Raw genomic sequence first — 16,035 nt, 5'->3', positions numbered from 1 at the left:
GATGGACCGGGCCGGCCCCTCGATCGTCGCGGTCCTGCCTGACCTCCCAAAGACGGAGATCGATCAGGAAGAGCCAGAAGGCACCGGTTTCGCAATCGGCGACGGGCGGCATATCCTGACGGCCGATCATGTGTTGGGGCGGGCGGATTCAGCGCGCTTGCGGCTTGCAGACGGGACGGTGGTGCCCGCCGAGATCCAGGCCCGCGATCCAGAGACCGACATGGCTTATCTCAAGGTCGATGAAGCCCTGCCGCCTTTGCAACTGGCGGAAGACACCGACGTGGGGGCAGATATCTGCGTCATCGGCAATGCCTTCGGTCTCGGCCCGAGCCTCACCTGCGGCATCGTCTCGGCGGTCCATCGGCGCTCGGTCGGCTTCAACCGGGTCGAGGATTTCATCCAGACCGATGCGGCAATCAATCCCGGCATGTCGGGTGCGCCGCTGTTTGCCGGGGCGGATGGTGTTTCCGGGATGGCGAGCGCCATCTTCACCAAGCGGTCCGACGGAAATCTGGGTGTGAACTTCGCCGTCTCCACGCGCCTTCTGAGGGCGGTCGTCAAGGATATGCGCGATGGCCGGATCGATCGTCGGCCGCAGGGGCTGGTGCTGCGGCCGACACTCGCGCCCGGCAAGATCGGGACGCCCGAGGCCGAGGTGGTGCGGGTTGTGCCCGGCTCGCCGGAGGCTGAGGCCGGGATTGAGACAGGCGACCGTCTCGTCGCCATCGAAACGCTTGAGATAGAAGGGCAACCGGACTACCTGACCGCCCTTGCACTCTTCGCAGATCGTCCGACCATCTCCTTCCAGCTGGTGCGGAACGGAGAACCTCGCGATCTGACCGTCGAAACGAATTTTAAGGAGTCGCCATGAGCGAAGAGAATTTCAACATGTCGCTGCGCAAATTTCTCAAGCAGGTGGGCGTAACCTCCCAGCGTGAGATCGAAGAGCTTGTCCGCTCCGGCGGTATCGAAAACGGGCCGCTGAAGGTGCGCGTCACGCTGACGGCGGAAAACGCCGACCTCAAGCATGTCGTCGAAGGTGACATCCAGCTGCCGTGACCGCGACCGTGACCCCTCAAGGCTCCTCCGGGTTGAACGGCTCCACGGTCTCGATCGTGCTGGCGGACCCGGAGTTTCCGCCCGCGCTCGACCCCCGTGTCCTCAGCGCGGACAAGGACCCGTTTGCCGAGGCCTGTGACGCCGCGAAAACCGGCGAGCTTTCGGCCGGTGATCTCCTGTGGAGCAGTTCCGCGACGCGCGCGTCCGCCGCACTCGTGCTGGAGCCTGAGGACGCGCTTTGCCGGGCGATCCAGATGATTCCGGTCATGATGGTCGCGATCGGCGATGCGCTGGGCGCGATCGGCCCGCCTAATCTGGCGCTGATGTTCCGCTGGCCGGGCACGATCATGGCGAATGGCGCTGCGACCGGCCATGTCTCCTTTGCCGCCTTTCCGGGATGGGAGGCGGACAGCGTGCCCGATCGCATCGTGGTCGGCTTCGAAATTCTTCTCGATGCCTCCGAATGCGGATGGCGCGAGCCGGGCGAGGACCTTCGCACGACGGCCCTTTATGAAGAAGGCTGCGGCGATCTCGACCGCACCATGCTGCTCGAATCGATTGCACGGCATTTTCTCGCGGGTCTCGACGGCTGGCTGCACGACGGGTTTCAGCCGGTGCATCAGTCCTGGTGGAGCAAGGCGGACGAGACCCGGACAGTCTCGCTGGGTCTTGCCGGACGAACGCTCGAAGGCGAGGCGGTGGGGCTCGACGAGGCGGGAGGCCTTCTGGTGAAGACAGACGGACGCACGGAGCTTGTCTCGCTCCTCGCTGCGCGAACCATGGTGGGGCGATGAGCGCGACGACAACGGCATCAACAGGCGAGGGCGCGTCCCGCACGCCGGTCTGGAAGTCCGCCGGACTGCATCTCACCCACCGCCTGGAGAACGGCTTTCTCGCCGTCTCGCCGAACTTTCTGCGGGCCTATTACACGCGGCCGGAAATCCACCCGATCGAGGAAAGCTGCCCGGCGGAGCATCACCTCTTCGAAAAGCTGATGGAAACCCCTGACGCGGCGGTGACCGAGGCGGAGATTGCCGAAATCGCCGATGCCGATACGGCCGACAATTACCGCATGCTTCTGGCCTATCGTGATCATCTTCTGGCCGCCGGTTCGCTGGAAGCCGGCTATCTCGGACTGTTTCAGAACGGTGCTCCGCGCGTGCCGCCGGTCTTTTACGAGCAGCTGGTCCATGTGATCCTTTCCTCGCTTCTGATTGGCGAGAGCGACCCTTTCGTGCTGCGCGCGAGCGAGATCTTTTTTCGCGACCAGAACGTGATGACCGAGGACGGCCAGCTGACCCTCGCCGACGCCGAGGTTGTGGAGATGTATTCCCAGTCGCGCGGCATGGGCGGGCTCGGCTCGCTGCTCGCCGAAGCCGGCACGCCCATGCGGGACGTGACGCTCGACGTACTCACCGAAGAGACCGCGAAGACCTATCTCCTGCGCGCCGATCATTTCAACTTCGCGCTCGATTTCCGGTTCACGCAAGCGGGGCAGGACGCCTTCGCACGCATCGTGGAGCGCTGGGTGACCCATTTCGTCCAGCTCCCGGTGCGGGTTCAGGCCATGCAGTCGATCGCCGACAGCCGGTGGTCCTGGCATATCGGGCTCGATGCGGTGTCAACGCAGCTGCTCAACGCGCTTTATAACGGGGAGAGCGTGGACGAGGCCGCCAGTTCGCGCTTCGTCGCGCTTTTCCGCATGGAAATTCTGGACCAGAGCCGCGTCGTCGACGGGATGCGTGGGAAGCCGGTCTATCTCGGGCTTGCCATGACGCCGGATCGCCTTTTGCGCTGCAAGCCACAAAACCTACTGACCAATCTGCCGCTGAAAGCGGTCAGGAACTGAACCGGGAGGGCCCATGGCCGCGACGTCCAAGAAACTCGTCAATTCCGGCGTGATGCGCCTCGTGGCCGTGGCGCTTGCCGTGGTGCTGGTGCTGATCGCCGCTTTCATCTGGCTGAATGCCGGGCCCTGGGTCCAGACCGTGTCGGAGCGGGCCGAGGAGCTTCAGGCTTACACAACGTCGAGCGCTGTCCAGTCCTGCATCGAGAACCGCTCGGCGAACATCGTGCAGCTGGTCGAAGACGGCCTGATGACCTCAGAAGCCGGCAGGGATGCGCGCGAGGATATCGAGGCGACCTGCGCTGCGCGCGGCGAGCCGCGCGACCTTCGCGAAAGAACGCGCAACCAGATGCTTCAGGAGTGACGGCGGCGAACCTGAAATCATCGGTCCCATCCGCCGCCGGTCTCATACGAAATCCGTTCGATCGCTTCGCGATAGCGGATTTGAAGAACACTTAACCGCCGCGGGGGCTCTGATATCGTCCCCGACTTAACTAGCCGAAAACGGTATCAGTCGCCTGAGAAGAAATCCTCCACGGTCAGGCCCCTCTTCTCGGCGGCGATGTAATCCTCCGTCGTGCGGGGGCGCGAGCGGTGGGCGATGGCAAAGGGATCGCCACCGTCGGCGGCAAGCGCTTCCAGTCGGCAGCTGTCGCACATGCGCAGGAGCTGTTGACGCTCCTCGCTCTTGAACATCCAATGCTTGCCGGCGAGCGTCTTCGAGACTCGCTCCAGCATGCCGCGCGCGACGAACGGCTTGCCGCAGCTGATGCATTCGGCGGGCTCGTCTTCGTTGAGCGTGACGGGCCGCATCACCTCTGGCGAGAAATTGTAGCGCGCTTCCAGCGTGATCGCGCTTTCGGGACAGGTCGCCGAGCAGATGCCGCACTGGACGCAGGCCGATTCCACGAAACGCAGCTCCGGCTTGTCGGGATTGGCACGCAGCGCGTCCACCGGGCAGGCGGAAACGCAGGCCATGCAAAGCGTGCAGGCACTCTTGTCCACATGGATCGTGCCGTAGGGCGCGCTTGGCGGAAGGTCGATCAGATCAGTGCTGCGTGAGCCAGCCTCTGCAAGCTGCTGGATGCCGGTTCGGGCGACGTCGCGCTTGGAGCCCTTGGCGAGGATGCTACCGCGTGCGATTTCCGCCGCTGTGACCTTTTCATAGAGCAGCGCTTCTACCGCATCGGGATCGCGCTCCTCGACGATCCGTACGCGTCCAGCCCCATGGCCGAGGCCGGCAAGGAGCGCATCGACGAGTGCGATTTCCTCGCCCATGGCGGCGGTTTCGTCGCCGCGGCGTGGATCGACGAGCACAACGATCGAGCGGAAGCCGGCATCGAGAGCGGCAACCATCAGGTCGTGGCCGATCCCGGTGGTGGAGTGCTGGGGCAGGGAAAGCACATTGGCCGGCAACCCCCGGCCAAGTCGCGCCATGGCGTTGATCAGCTCCTGGCCGTGGCGTTCGTCGTGAAGGAGAAGAACCGGCTCGGTTCCCCCCTCTGCGAGATAGGTGGTCGCTAGCGTCTGGACCTGTTCGATGAGCTGCGAGCGCTGGGGGTAGGTGTAGGAGACCGCGCCCGTAGGGCAGTGGGCCGCGCAATTGCCGCAACCGCCGCAGATCGCCGTGTCGATCAGCACCTCGTCGCCGACCGGTGTGATGGCACCGGGCGGGCAGGCGTCGATGCACTTCGTGCAGCCTGTCTTCTTCGAGCGTTCATGGGCGCAGATCGAGGCGTCATAGGTGACGTAGATCGGCTTTTCGAACTCGCCCTCGAAGGCGCTGGCCTCGAAGATCGCGCGCATGACGGCGGCCGGATCGCGCGGATCGGCGCGCATATAGCCGTCCCGCCCGGCAGGCCGGGCAAAGAGCGGGGTTTCCCCGCTGAAATCGACGATGACGCTGCAGCTCGACTTCGCGCCGTTGCGCGGCATGGCGAACTGGGGTTCGCCGCGCGAGGAGGGGAGCATGGCCGCATAATCGTCGACGGTCACTTCGAAGCGGCCGAGGGTGCCGCTGGCCGCGGTAACCTTGCCCTTGAAGATCGGGAAGTCGAGAACCTCCGGCAGGATGATATCGTCCGCGTCACTGACGAGAAGCGTCACCGACAGATCGCGGTTGAGGAGCTGCGCCGCATCGAGCGCTGCCTGGCCCTTGCCGATGAGTAGACAGAGACCGTCGCTTTCGACGGTTCTGAGGCGGGCGGGCTTGCCCTCGATGGTGGCGGCTGCCGTCAGCGCCGCCATCTTGGGCGCGACATTTCGCTTGTCAGCCGTCCAGCCGGCTGCTTCGCGAATGTTGAAGAAGCGGGCGACGCTGCGCTCCTGCTCGTCCGCGATCTCGGCAAAGAGCGGGCTTTCCTGCGTACAGGCGACCATCACCTCGTCGCCCGAGGCGATCGCGCTTTCGAAGGCGGCAATGCCGGTGCGGCAGAGATGGGTGTGAACGGGAAGCGGTTCGCCGCCGAGCGCGCGCCCGATGGCGGCGCCGTCGACACTCATCGACTTTTCGCAATTGCAGACGAGAACCTGGCGACCGGTCGATGCCATATGATGATGTTTCCTTTATGCGTGCCAGAGCGGGCAACACGCGCAAAATGATAAGTGGCGCCGCCCCGGCTGACTTTAGAACCGATTTAACCTAGAAATGGCGAGGAAAAAATGGCTTTCGATCAAGACGTTCGAGAGTCGCAGCCGAAAGGAATGGCCGCCATTGTCCCGCGAACTGACGATCAAGCTTGGTGTTCTCGCCGAAAAGCGCCGGCCCAAATCGCGCTGGGTGAAGGAAATCTGGGTGCCGGTCGGTGTCATGCCGCCATCGGATGGCTTCGTGGTCGGCCACGAAATCATGCGCGACGAAGAGCGCACGCGCTATTTCATGGGCGTTCACGAGCTGACCGTCCACGCGACCGAGACCGAAGCCTATGTCCATAATTTCAACGCGCACGTGCCAGCGCTGTTCGTGGCGCTGCGAAAGACGACGAGCCCGGATCATCCCTTGCCGTGGTTCGTCCATGTGGTGACGGCCTCGCCCTATCTTGCGCAGGACCTCGATGACAGCGGCGAGGAAATCGTCGAGCGCGTCGCGATGCCGCCCGAGATCGAGAGCGTGCTCAAGGACTTCTGCAACCGCCACCACACGGAGGAGGTCTTCAAGAAGCGCCGCCGCGACAAGGTGGACATGGAGGAGCAGCTGTTCGGCAAGGAACCGATCTTCGAGCGTCCGGGCCCTTCCTTGAGCAGTGAGGGCGGTGAGGGTCAGTCCAATGGCTGAGGGCGAGACCGAAGGCAGCTTCCTGTCGCGCTGGTCGCGGCGAAAGCGCGCGGTGGTCGAGGAAGAGGCCGCATCCGAGATTGCTCCGGCTGAAGACCATGCCGACGATCCGGAAGCCCTGGCCGAGGCGGAGGCGCGTTTTGCCCGCGAGGCCGAAGAGCTTGCCGAGATGGAGCTCAATCGTCAGGCTGCGGAAGCGATCGATATCGAGACCCTGCAAAAGGGCGACGATTTCTCGGCGTTCTTCAAGAAGGGCGTGCCGCAGCTCTTGAAGCGTCAGGCGATGCGCAAGCTCTGGACGACCAATCCGGTCTTTGCCAATCTCGACGGGCTGAACGACTATGACGAGGATTTTCGCAATCCGGCGCATAATGTCTACAAGTCGCTCTGGCAGGCAGGTCGGGGTTTCCTGAGCGAGGCCGAGCAGACTGCACAACAGCTGACCGGGCGGCTTCGCATCGGGGACGATGCATCGGGGGTGGCTGCTGCGTCCGAGCCGCCGGAGGTTATCGCCGAGAACGAAGCGGTGGACCAGAGGGCCGAGGCCGGACTTGCTGAAAACACCGGCGAGGCTCACGCCGAGGCGGATGGGGCAGAGCCGGTTCTATCCATCGCCGAGGTGGAGGCAGAGCCCGGCACCGCAGAGGTTGAGCCGGACATCGCCGAAGCTGCGGAGCAGAAACCCCAGCCGGACGAGGAAGAGCCGGCGGTTCGCCGACGCGTGTCCCTGAGGCGGAGGCTGGCGGGCTAAAACGCCGGACCGAAAGTCGCTTCCGGTTTTCGGGAAATTCGATGCGCAACCAGCAAGGTAGGAATATCAGATCCAATTCGGATATTGGGTCTGATGCTCCTATGCCGAGGGGCCTTTGAAGCCAACGGTTTCATAAGGCCGCCGGGAGCCCGAGCGGCGCCTGAGCCAATCGTCGGACGAAAATTGACCTGCGGGGTCAATTCATTTGTCCGGCGGTCTGATACGCCTGCCCATGATGTCACCGGACCGGCATCGATCCGCCGGGTTTACACGTCCGGGTCGGCGAGGTGATTGCGCAGCATCTCCTTGTAAATGCCGGCCATCTCTTCGACGAAGGTCTCGTCGTCCTCGATCTCGCGGATATTGCGGGCGACGAAGGCGTTGTAACGGGCCGCGCCGTAGAGAAACGCCATATGGATATCGGTCGCGGGCTGCTTCTTGTTGGCGCGGTTCGCAACATCGATGAAGCGATCCGCGAGCCGCACGAAGGCTTCACCGGAGATGGGCCTGGGCGCGGGCGCGCCGGCGTCTGGATCGCTCTTGGAACGGGATGTCATGTTTTCTTGTCCTCCAGTGGCGCTCAGCATGGGATTTACGAGAGACCCGTGGCGTCGTGGCCTTCAATGCCTTATCAGACGGCACGAGCGAGGCGACAGCGGCAGTGCCGCGATGCGCCGAAAAACCCCCATTTCGATTCGCGCCCCTCTTCTTCGTGACGGAGGACATCGCGATGCGAGACGAGCAGCGAGACATAGAGATTGGCCATCGACAAGGATAGCATTCGCGAGCAGCTTCGCCGCGTGAAAGGCCCTGATCTGACCGGCAATATCGTCGATCTGGGTCTTGTTTCGGAAATCTTCGCCAGCGATGGCAAGGTGTTCTTTTCACTGACCGTTCCGGCCGACCGGGCCGAAGAGCTGGAACCCTTGCGCGTTGCCGCCGAAAAAGCGGCGATGACCGTTGAAGGCGTCGAAAAGGCCGTCGTGGCGCTTACCGCCGAGGCCAAGGCCTCGGGTTCCGGTGCTGCGCGGCCCCCGGCCCAGCCGGTGCGACCGGCTCCGACGCGCGATCAGGCCGCCGCCGTGCCGCCGCCGATGGCAAAACGCGCCCAGAGCGCGGCACCGACTCCGGAAAAGGCGAACGTGCCGGGCATCAATGCGATCATCGCCGTTGCCTCGGGCAAGGGCGGCGTCGGCAAGTCGACGACATCGGTCAATCTGGCGCTTGGGCTTGCAGCGAACGGGCTGAAGGTCGGCATTCTGGACGCCGATATCTACGGCCCTTCCATGCCGCGCCTTCTCCACATTTCCGGGCGGCCGCAGCCCGTGTCCGGACGCATCATCCGGCCGATGGAGGCCTATGACATCAAGGTCATGTCCATGGGCTTCCTCGTCGACGAGGAAACGCCGATGATCTGGCGCGGGCCGATGGTGATCTCGGCGATCACCCAGATGCTGCGCGAGGTGGAATGGGGCGAGCTCGACGTTCTGGTGGTCGACATGCCGCCGGGGACTGGCGATGCCCAGCTGACCATGGCCCAGAACGTGCCGCTCGCCGGCGCGGTGATCGTCTCGACGCCGCAGGATCTGGCGCTGATCGATGCCCGCAAGGGGCTTGCCATGTTCCGCAAGGTGGACGTGCCGATCCTCGGCATCGTCGAGAATATGAGCTATTTCCTCTGCCCCGACTGCGGCGGACGGCATGATATCTTCGGTCATGGCGGCGCGAAACGCGAGGCCGAGCGGATCGGGGTGCCATTCCTGGGTGAGATCCCGCTCGACATGCGCATCCGGGAGACCTCGGACGGTGGCACGCCGATCGTCGTCGCCGACAAGGACGGCTCGCACGCTGCAATCTACCGCGACATCGCCTCCAAGGCGTGGCAGCGTGTGGAGGAAGAGCGCGGCATGGTGAGCGCCCCCTCGATCGTGTTCGAGTAGGAGATCAGAAAAGCGTTTCGTAGGGAATGAAGGCGACCATGTCGCCTTCAGCGATCTCGGTCACGTCCTCGGGAAGCTCGACGAGACCGTCGGTGCCGACGAGCGAGGAGATGAGGCCGGCGCCTTCCCTTGGGAACTTCACCGCCTCTGTCAGGCCATCCTCACCGGTGCGCAGGCTGGCGCGGACATATTCGCGCCGGTCCTTCTTCTTGCGATAAGCGAAGGCGGCGCGAAGCGGCAAAGCATGCGCTGCCGGCGGAGTGCCGCCGCCGAGTGCGAGGATCGCGGGCCGCGCCACATGGGCGAAGGTGACGAAGCTTGCGACTGGATTGCCCGGCAGGCCGATCAGCGGCGTACCGGATACAATCCCCATGGCGACCGGACGCCCCGGCTTGATGGCGATGCGCCAGAGGACGAGCGATCCGGTGTCCTGAAGCGCGTCCTTGACAAAATCGGCATCACCCGTGGAGACGCCGCCAGAGGTGAGGATGAGATCGTGATCCTGAGCCGCTTCGGTAAGCGCGGCAGCGATCGCCGCGTGATCGTCGCGCAGAATGCCGAGATCCGTGACTGCGGCCCCGAGGCGTCGCGCCATGGCGATCAGCATCGTGCGGTTTGAATCAAAGAGCTGCGCCGGGCCGCGCGTTTCGCCCGGTTCCGTCAATTCGTTGCCGGTGGAGAAGATCGCGACCCGCACGCGGGCACGCACGGTCAGCTGCGTCAGGCCCAAAGCGGCGGCGAGGGCGATATCCTGCGGTCGCAGTCGCCGGCCCGCATAAAGAACCGTTCGCCCTTTCGAGACGTCTTCGCCGGCCGGACGGGTGTTCGCGCCGCGCTTCAGACCAGCTGGCAGGCTGACGCGGTGGTCGTCGACGAGCTGGACATCTTCCTGCATGTAAACGGTATCGGCGTTCTCCGGCATCGGCGCGCCGGTGAACACCCGCGCGGCGCTGCCTGGCACGAGCCGTTTGGGCGCGGTGCCGGCCTGGATATGGCCGGACACCGAAAGCGTGGTTTCGCCCTCTCTCGGGATCGAGGCACCGCAGATCGCGTAGCCGTCGACCGCCGAATTGGCGAAGGGCGGCAGGTCGAGCGGTGCGGCGACATCCTCGGCAAGGATCCGACCATCGGCGTTGCTCAAGGATACGGTTTCGCTCGAGCCGACCGCGTGTAGGCGCTCGCGAATGAGGGCTCCTGCCTCCGCGACCGACATCATAGGCCCGCCAAAGGCAAAGCAATCGTCGGAAAGTTGCGCCATGGGGTCGGCATATCCTGAAAATGTTGTTTTCTATCCGCCCCTTAGCAAAGAATGGCGGGTCGCTCCAGCCTCTTTCCGTCAGCGAAATAGTCCCGATTTTCCAACATCCGTTAGCGTCATTACCAGTGGAGGCGGCACCCGATCAGGAGGCTGGTTCAAAACCGGCGTCTCGAAGCGCCTGACGGCCTTCGTCCGAATTGAGGGTCTCGACGAAGCGGCGAACCGATGGCCGTTCGGCCCGCGACGATCGAAGGGCGAAATCGTAAAACTCCTTGGCGATCGCGATGAAGCCGAGATCGGAGGCTCGTGATACAGGCTCGATCGTCACGCCCCAGTCGGCGCGCTGCTGGGCGACGGCGACGGCGACCGCGTTATGGGAGCGCGGCTGGTTGGAGTAGCCGGCCGGGTGCGCGCCCTTGAGTAGCCCATCGATGAGGATGCGGGTGCCCGAACCGCTATTACGATTGACCATCAGGCATTCGGGATCGGCGAGCGCCGCCTGAAGCGCGTCCTCCAGGCTTTTTCCTTCGAACCGTACATCGCCCTTGCGGAAGACGAGGCCCTGCATGCGACGCCAGCCGGGTATCAACGTCAGGTCATCGCCGAGAAAAGGGGAGTTGTACCGCCCGGTCCTTGCATCGAGAAGATGGATCGGTGCGAGATCGCATTCGCCGCGCTTGACCGCCTGTAATCCGCCAAGGCTGCCGATGGCGATCGACCGGGCGGCGATATTGTCTCGGACAAGCAGGCTGAGAATGCGGTCGAGGCCCGTGCAGTGGCTGCCGATCACGACGAGATCGGGCAGCTGGAGATTGGGCGAAAACAGCGAAACGTCACCCGTCTTGCCGGCCGGCCATTCGTCGGCGAGCGGATCGATGCGCACGAATCCATCGGCCTGGGTAAAGGAGGTGATCGCGCCGGAGCCCTTGCCGGTCGGATAGGCGACGAGCCCATCTTCGCCGCTGACCAGCGAGACCATGGCAAATTCCGCACGGCCGAGTTCGGAGGGGATCTGTACGGCGACACGCGCGGAGGCGGACGCATCGGAACGCGGCGGCAGGCCTGCGAGACGCCTGAGCACCGGCACGATCATATCCTGGAAGGTAAAGATCGCGGAGGTGGGGAACCCGGGCAGGACCACGATCGGCTTACCGTCCGCGACCGCAAGGCAGAGGGGCTTGCCGGGCTTCAGCGCGACGCCGTGGGCGATGACGCCGGGCTCGCCGAGGCGTTCGAGAATACGATAGGTGACGTCTCCGTGCCCCTTCGACGTGCCGCCGGACAGGACCAGCATGTCATGGTTTCTCAGCCCGTCGCGCATGGCGGCTTCGAGCCGGACCTCATCGTCGGGGAAGGCGCCCAGAAAGTGGGCGTTCGCGCCGTTTTCGCGGATCGTCGCGCAGACGATCGCGCCATTGGCATCATGAACCTGGGCAGGGCCCGCCGTCTCTCCCGGCTGAACGAGTTCGTCGCCTGTAGAAAGCACAGCGACCGAAGGCTTTTGGATGACCCGGACGCGATCGAGGCCGCAGGCGGCCATCATGCCGATTTCGGGCGGGCCGATGCGTGCGCCGGACCGCAGGAAGGTTTCCCCGCGCGCAAGATCTGAGCCGGCAAAGGCGATGAAGCGGCCGGGCGCGAGCGAGCGCGCGACCTCGATCCGGACGCCGTCCAAAGGCTCGGTGTGTTCGATCATCAGTACGGCATCAGCACCGCGGGGGATGACGCCGCCGGTGGAAATTGGCGTCGCGGTGCCAGGCGAGACATCGAGCCGAGGCGCAACGCCGCATGCAAGAACCTCGTCGTTGAGCGTGAGGGCGACGGGCCGTGTTGGGCCGGCCTCCGCCAGATCCTCGGCCCTGACGGCGAAGCCGTCGACATTCGCGCGATCGAAGCCCGGCACATCCCTGGGCGAGATGATATCCTCGGCTAGGACACGGCTGAGCGCATCACCGAGCGAGACGATCTCGGTTGGCAGATCGCGCGGGAACAGGGCGGCTTCGAACCGCGAAAGTGCTTCTTCACGCGAAAGAATGGTGAGGAATTGCGACTGGGGCGCGGCTCTTGAGGTTTTGGAGGTTTCGCTCACGCGTGTTCCCTGAAGAGGTTAGCCGTAATCGTCGTGCCCGCCGCATAGCCTTCCGATGCGGCCGGAAACAGCGCCCACGCATCGAACAGCGTCAGCGACGATAAGGGCAAGGTGCCGATGGCAATGGGCATACACGATGTCCCCTCGCGCCTCAGCAAAGCAAGCTCGGCAAAGCCGATTTGGGAGGTGATCTTGCGGGTGAGCGAGAGATATCCCGTCTCGGGCTCCGGCGACCCGGACAATCGTCTGAGAGCCGGAAGAAGCAGTGTGAGTGCGATGGCGAATGCGTCCGGCGCGCGACCGGACATGGCAAGGACCGGCGTTCTGCCGATCGTACCGAGCGCTGTCGTCCTGCCGGGATGAATGGCGAGGCGATGGGCCTCTAGGGTTCCCGCCTGCCGGATAGCATTGGCGATCACGTCGTCCGGGCCGTCGCCGGTTGCGCCGATGGTGACGATCAGGTCGGCTTTCGCATCTTGGAAGGCGTTGGCGACGGCTTCGATTTTGCGCGGTGCGCGGTCGATGGATAGGTGTGCGCCTGCCTCTTCGATGAGCGCGCCGATAAGGGTGGTGGTCGGTCCCGGCTCGGCGCTGTCTGACACATCGATCAGCCGAACCGCCGGTCGTCGCACCATCAGCTGCGACAAGCCTGCCGCCTTCGCCAGCGCAATCGTTGTCGCATCCACGAGATCGCCGCGTCGAAAGAGTTGCGCGCCTTCACAGACATCATCCCCCACCCGCAGTACGCCGGCGCCGGGAGCCGCTGAAACGCGGACCTCTGACATCGGGCCGTCGAGCGAGACGAACTTGTTCTCCACCACGCAATCGCATCCCTCAGGCATCGCCTCACCAATGGCGACAAAGGCCGGCGGCGGCATCAGCATGGCGGGCGCATAGGCAGAGGCCGATACGAGACTGGCGGAGGCCATCGCCCAGCCGTCGAGCGCGGCGCGATCCACCTCGGGGACGGCATGGGGGCTTACGGCCGCTTCGGCGACGATACCGCCTCGACCATTGGCCCGGATATCGGTGCCGCGCCCCGGCGGCCCGCCCAAATCGATCCTTATCGGGGCGAGAAGCGAAAGGCGCGCAAGCCAGCGCTCGCTCGTCTCTGCAAAGGGGAAGAGACCTGACCGTGAAATAGGAAGCTCATTCATCGCTTTAAGCTGATGCCATTAAAGCGCGCCTGCAACAATGGTTGCTCCGGTGGCTATCGGTCTCGCCTGTCGGACGCGACGATCTCATGCGGCAACAGCGCAGCCTTTAGGAGGCGTCGGGCGGCGCGGGCTATTCTTCGGCCTCAGCCTCGTCGGTATCCCGGAACGCGATCGTGACCGACAGCCCGTCCGAGCCGTCCACCTCGATCGTTCCATTGATCTTGCGCACGCAGCCCTCGACCACCCTCCAGCCAAGGGAGCGGGACTCCTTCAGGGAGGCCGCCCCGCCCGGCAGGCCGGGTCCGTTGTCCTTCACGCATAACAGGATCTGCGCATCGCTCTTTTTCGCCGAGACTTCGACCCTGCCGTCGGCTTCGGCATTGCTTGCGGCATATTTCCGCGCGTTGGTCAGGAGTTCGTTGACGATCAGCCCGACCTCGGTCGCGGTGTCGAACGAGACGGTCAGGGGTTCGCAATTGACGTCGATCGTCAGCCCGCCTTCGTCGAAGGCGATGCGCAGGCGATCGGCGAGGGTTTCGATATGCGCTTTCAGATCGACGCGGGAAACATCGTCCGCCTGGTGCAGTAGATTGTGGGCGTTGGCGAAGGCCTGAATGCGTCCGGTCAGTTCGGTGAGCGCGGTCTTCGTCTCCGCATGCTCGGACTGGCGCGCCTGCATGAGTGCCAGCGACTGGATGATCGCGAGATTGTTCTTGGTGCGGTGATGCATCTCGCGAAGCAGGAACTGCTGCTCCGCCAGCGCATCGCGAAGCGCCCGGTTCTGTTCGCTCAATTCTTCGACCGGAGAACCGTGAGTGGCCTGAACCAGAGCTTCCGCCGCGCTCTGGGCCAGCTTGACCGGCGCGAGCGTGCTCTTGAGGTTGAGGGTCAGATCGATAAGCGTGCCCGAGCGGCCGGTTTCGATCGCGAAATCGTCCACGAGCTTGCGCGACCCGTTGAGGCCGAGACCCGGACCCTTGTGGGATTGATGCCGCCCGCGCATCATCCCGTCGATATCGCTGATGCCGGTGCCCTTGTCGTGAATGCGGGCGAGCAGCCGAAGACCGAGGGCGGTCTCGTGGAACGAAAACTCGGCGACGCCGCCTTCGGCATATTGCAACGCGTTGCGCGCGATCTCCGAGACGGCGGTCGCGAACCGGATCTGGTCACGGCTCGGTGCGTCGCCGACCTTGGCGATCAATCGGGCCGCGCGCCGGGCATGCGAGACGTCGCCGTCCTGCGCGAGGCTGATCGAGGTGACCACGGCCTTCACGCGCGCGACCTCGCGACGACGATGCCTGCATCGTCGCTACCGCGACGTTTGAGCTTGTAGAGCGTCGCGGCGATGATGTCGGCACCTCGATAATAGAGCGCGCCAGGCTCTTGCACCTTCGATGCCGTCTTCAGACCGTCGGTTGAAAGGATGAGGATCGCGTCCTCGGTCCAATCATATTCGCCGATCCGGGGTCGGCGGCTGCCGGCGCCCACGATGCCGGGCTGGGAGGCAATGCCGTGGCGCTGGCCCGAGGGCATGACGATGTCGCCGCGCACATTGCCGAGGCCGAGCGCGCGCAACCGTCCCTCCGCATGGGGGATCTCGACGAACAGGGCTGCAGCACCGCGCGATCCGGTCATGGCTTCGGATACGAAGGCCTCGATCTCTTCCAACGGGCGCTTGCCGGCTTCTTCGAACGCCTCTCTGCCGCTTTCTCCGTCGCGCGCGGCCGTCGGACCGTGCCCCAGAACGTCCATCAGCATGATGACCGTGCGATCTTTTTCCCGGCGCATCGCCCAGGCATCCCCGCCGCTGGTGAAGCCCGGTTTGGGGACGATCACGCCAGCGACATCCAGGGTCTTGGCGGGGACCTTTTTCTGCGCGCCGATGGTGGCAACCACGGTCGTGCCCTGAGGGGCGCTGAAGATGTCGAACCGGTCGGCCTGGCGCTTCATGGACCCCAGACCACCCCCGATGCCGCGATCGGTCTCGCCGGATGTTGTAAAGCCGTCCACCATCGCCGCTTCCACGCTCGCGATACCGGGACCCTGATCGACGGCGATGACTTTCACGCAGGGCGACTTTTCAGATCCGATGCCGTCGAGGAGAAGTTCACCGTCGCTCGCATGGCGGACGAGATTGGTGCAGGCCTCCGTCACGACGATCGCCAGCCGGTCGAGATCGGCCTCCGCAAGCCCGACGCCTTCGCCGATCTGAAGCGCGGTGCGGCGCGCGGCGCCTACCTGGCTCTCTTCCTGGATGGGTAAGGAAATCATCGTGCTCTGCATTCCAATGTGACGGTGGTGCCGGAATCGGCGGCCGACTGGATGTCGAAACGATCCACCAGCCGTCTGGCTCCACCCAGTCCGAGGCCAAGGCTCTTGCCCGTACTGTAGCCGTCACTGAGCGCCGTCTTGACGTCGGCGATGCCCGGGCCACGATCGGTGCAGATCGCAATGGCGCTCTGCCGGCCGGCCTCGGTGGAAATCTCGAAGCTCATCACGCCACCATGGCCGTAGATTACGGCATTTCGAGCGATCTCGGAGACGGCGGTGACGAACTTCGTCTTTTTGATCGCCGAGGCCCCGATCAGTGTCATGATCCGGCTGGCCTCCTGCCGTGCATAGGCAACGTCCCCCGTCTGCGACAGGGTAACGGATCGCACA

16 protein-coding genes are annotated in these 16,035 nt (G+C 64.4%); 8 read left to right on the top strand and 8 right to left on the bottom strand.

All coding sequences use genetic code 11. The annotated features are described in order from the left end of the window. Position 1 precedes the first annotated feature (1 nt). From ABDX79_RS16110 to ABDX79_RS16090, 5 genes are read left to right on the top strand one after another with little or no spacing between them, the layout of a single operon-like run. Positions 2–871 carry a S1C family serine protease gene (locus ABDX79_RS16110; protein WP_346221334.1) on the top strand — a complete coding sequence of 290 codons (870 nt, stop codon included), beginning with the start codon at positions 2–4 and terminating at the stop codon, positions 869–871. Further along, complete coding sequence (locus ABDX79_RS16105) at positions 868–1,059, top strand: DUF6494 family protein (protein WP_346221333.1); 192 nt, start codon at positions 868–870, stop codon at positions 1,057–1,059. The genes ABDX79_RS16110 and ABDX79_RS16105 overlap by 4 nt, the downstream gene beginning before the upstream one ends. After that, entirely contained in the window at positions 1,056–1,853 is a 798-nt protein-coding gene (locus tag ABDX79_RS16100) for a biotin/lipoate--protein ligase family protein (RefSeq protein ID WP_346221332.1), read from the top strand. The genes ABDX79_RS16105 and ABDX79_RS16100 overlap by 4 nt, the downstream gene beginning before the upstream one ends. Further along, a complete protein-coding gene (locus ABDX79_RS16095; RefSeq protein WP_346221331.1) occupies positions 1,850–2,908 on the top strand; it encodes a DUF6352 family protein in 1,059 nt (352 codons plus the stop codon). The genes ABDX79_RS16100 and ABDX79_RS16095 overlap by 4 nt, the downstream gene beginning before the upstream one ends. Positions 2,909–2,921: 13 nt before the next feature. Then, complete coding sequence (locus tag ABDX79_RS16090) at positions 2,922–3,269, top strand: hypothetical protein (RefSeq protein WP_346221330.1); 348 nt, start codon at positions 2,922–2,924, stop codon at positions 3,267–3,269. Between the two features lie 146 nt (positions 3,270–3,415). On the opposite strand, the gene ABDX79_RS16085 is transcribed toward ABDX79_RS16090, so the two are convergent. Next, positions 3,416–5,455 (bottom strand): 4Fe-4S binding protein, encoded by a 2,040-nt coding sequence (locus ABDX79_RS16085; protein WP_346221329.1) that lies wholly within the window; start codon positions 5,453–5,455, stop codon positions 3,416–3,418. 163 nt (positions 5,456–5,618) lie between these two features. Between ABDX79_RS16085 and ABDX79_RS16080 the strand changes: the two genes are divergently transcribed. Continuing rightward, a complete protein-coding gene (locus ABDX79_RS16080) occupies positions 5,619–6,179 on the top strand; it encodes a DUF3305 domain-containing protein (protein ID WP_346221328.1) in 561 nt (186 codons plus the stop codon). Beyond that, positions 6,172–6,930 (top strand): DUF3306 domain-containing protein, encoded by a 759-nt coding sequence (locus ABDX79_RS16075; protein WP_346221327.1) that lies wholly within the window; start codon positions 6,172–6,174, stop codon positions 6,928–6,930. Before ABDX79_RS16080 ends, ABDX79_RS16075 begins: the two co-directional genes overlap by 8 nt. A 266-nt stretch (positions 6,931–7,196) precedes the next feature. Here the strand turns inward: ABDX79_RS16075 and ABDX79_RS16070 are convergent, their stop codons facing one another. After that, positions 7,197–7,487 (bottom strand): DUF3144 domain-containing protein, encoded by a 291-nt coding sequence (locus tag ABDX79_RS16070; protein ID WP_346221326.1) that lies wholly within the window; start codon positions 7,485–7,487, stop codon positions 7,197–7,199. Between the two features lie 201 nt (positions 7,488–7,688). Here ABDX79_RS16070 and ABDX79_RS16065 point away from each other — a divergent pair, with 201 nt between their 5' ends. After that, entirely contained in the window at positions 7,689–8,870 is a 1,182-nt protein-coding gene (locus ABDX79_RS16065) for an Mrp/NBP35 family ATP-binding protein (protein ID WP_346221325.1), read from the top strand. 4 nt (positions 8,871–8,874) lie between these two features. On the opposite strand, the gene ABDX79_RS16060 is transcribed toward ABDX79_RS16065, so the two are convergent. From ABDX79_RS16060 to ABDX79_RS16035, 6 genes are all read right to left on the bottom strand, one after another. Then, positions 8,875–10,128, bottom strand: a complete 1,254-nt coding sequence (locus ABDX79_RS16060) for a molybdopterin molybdotransferase MoeA (protein ID WP_346221324.1) — start codon at positions 10,126–10,128, stop codon at positions 8,875–8,877. A gap of 142 nt (positions 10,129–10,270) precedes the next feature. After that, a complete protein-coding gene (locus ABDX79_RS16055) occupies positions 10,271–12,217 on the bottom strand; it encodes a molybdopterin biosynthesis protein (RefSeq protein WP_346221323.1) in 1,947 nt (648 codons plus the stop codon). Beyond that, entirely contained in the window at positions 12,214–13,374 is a 1,161-nt protein-coding gene (locus tag ABDX79_RS16050; protein WP_346221322.1) for a molybdopterin-binding protein, read from the bottom strand. The genes ABDX79_RS16055 and ABDX79_RS16050 overlap by 4 nt, the downstream gene beginning before the upstream one ends. Positions 13,375–13,504: 130 nt before the next feature. Then, positions 13,505–14,647, bottom strand: coding sequence for an ATP-binding protein (locus ABDX79_RS16045; RefSeq protein WP_346221321.1), 1,143 nt, complete (start codon positions 14,645–14,647; stop codon positions 13,505–13,507). Beyond that, a complete protein-coding gene (locus tag ABDX79_RS16040; RefSeq protein WP_346221320.1) occupies positions 14,644–15,645 on the bottom strand; it encodes an ATP-binding protein in 1,002 nt (333 codons plus the stop codon). The genes ABDX79_RS16045 and ABDX79_RS16040 overlap by 4 nt, the downstream gene beginning before the upstream one ends. After that, positions 15,642–16,034 (bottom strand): ATP-binding protein, encoded by a 393-nt coding sequence (locus ABDX79_RS16035; protein ID WP_346221319.1) that lies wholly within the window; start codon positions 16,032–16,034, stop codon positions 15,642–15,644. The genes ABDX79_RS16040 and ABDX79_RS16035 overlap by 4 nt, the downstream gene beginning before the upstream one ends. Position 16,035: the final 1 nt, after the last annotated feature.

The organism is Fulvimarina fulva (assembly GCF_039652615.1).
In the GTDB taxonomy this organism is placed as follows: Bacteria; Pseudomonadota; Alphaproteobacteria; order Rhizobiales; family Rhizobiaceae; genus Fulvimarina.
Note: the sequence above shows the minus strand (reverse complement) of the source record. Positions and strands in the feature narration are given on the sequence as shown.

Bases quoted from the DNA above. Each gene is read 5' to 3' on its own strand.
- ABDX79_RS16110 (WP_346221334.1), top strand. From the start codon at position 2: ATGGACCGGGCCGGCCCCTCGATCGTCGCGGTCCTGCCTGACCTCCCA.
- ABDX79_RS16105 (WP_346221333.1), top strand. From the start codon at position 868: ATGAGCGAAGAGAATTTCAACATGTCGCTGCGCAAATTTCTCAAGCAG.
- ABDX79_RS16095 (WP_346221331.1), top strand. From the start codon at position 1,850: ATGAGCGCGACGACAACGGCATCAACAGGCGAGGGCGCGTCCCGCACG.
- ABDX79_RS16090 (WP_346221330.1), top strand. From the start codon at position 2,922: ATGGCCGCGACGTCCAAGAAACTCGTCAATTCCGGCGTGATGCGCCTC.
- ABDX79_RS16085 (WP_346221329.1), bottom strand. From the start codon at position 5,455: ATGGCATCGACCGGTCGCCAGGTTCTCGTCTGCAATTGCGAAAAGTCG.
- ABDX79_RS16075 (WP_346221327.1), top strand. From the start codon at position 6,172: ATGGCTGAGGGCGAGACCGAAGGCAGCTTCCTGTCGCGCTGGTCGCGG.
- ABDX79_RS16070 (WP_346221326.1), bottom strand. From the start codon at position 7,487: ATGACATCCCGTTCCAAGAGCGATCCAGACGCCGGCGCGCCCGCGCCC.
- ABDX79_RS16060 (WP_346221324.1), bottom strand. From the start codon at position 10,128: ATGGCGCAACTTTCCGACGATTGCTTTGCCTTTGGCGGGCCTATGATG.
- ABDX79_RS16050 (WP_346221322.1), bottom strand. From the start codon at position 13,374: ATGAATGAGCTTCCTATTTCACGGTCAGGTCTCTTCCCCTTTGCAGAG.
- ABDX79_RS16040 (WP_346221320.1), bottom strand. From the start codon at position 15,645: ATGATTTCCTTACCCATCCAGGAAGAGAGCCAGGTAGGCGCCGCGCGC.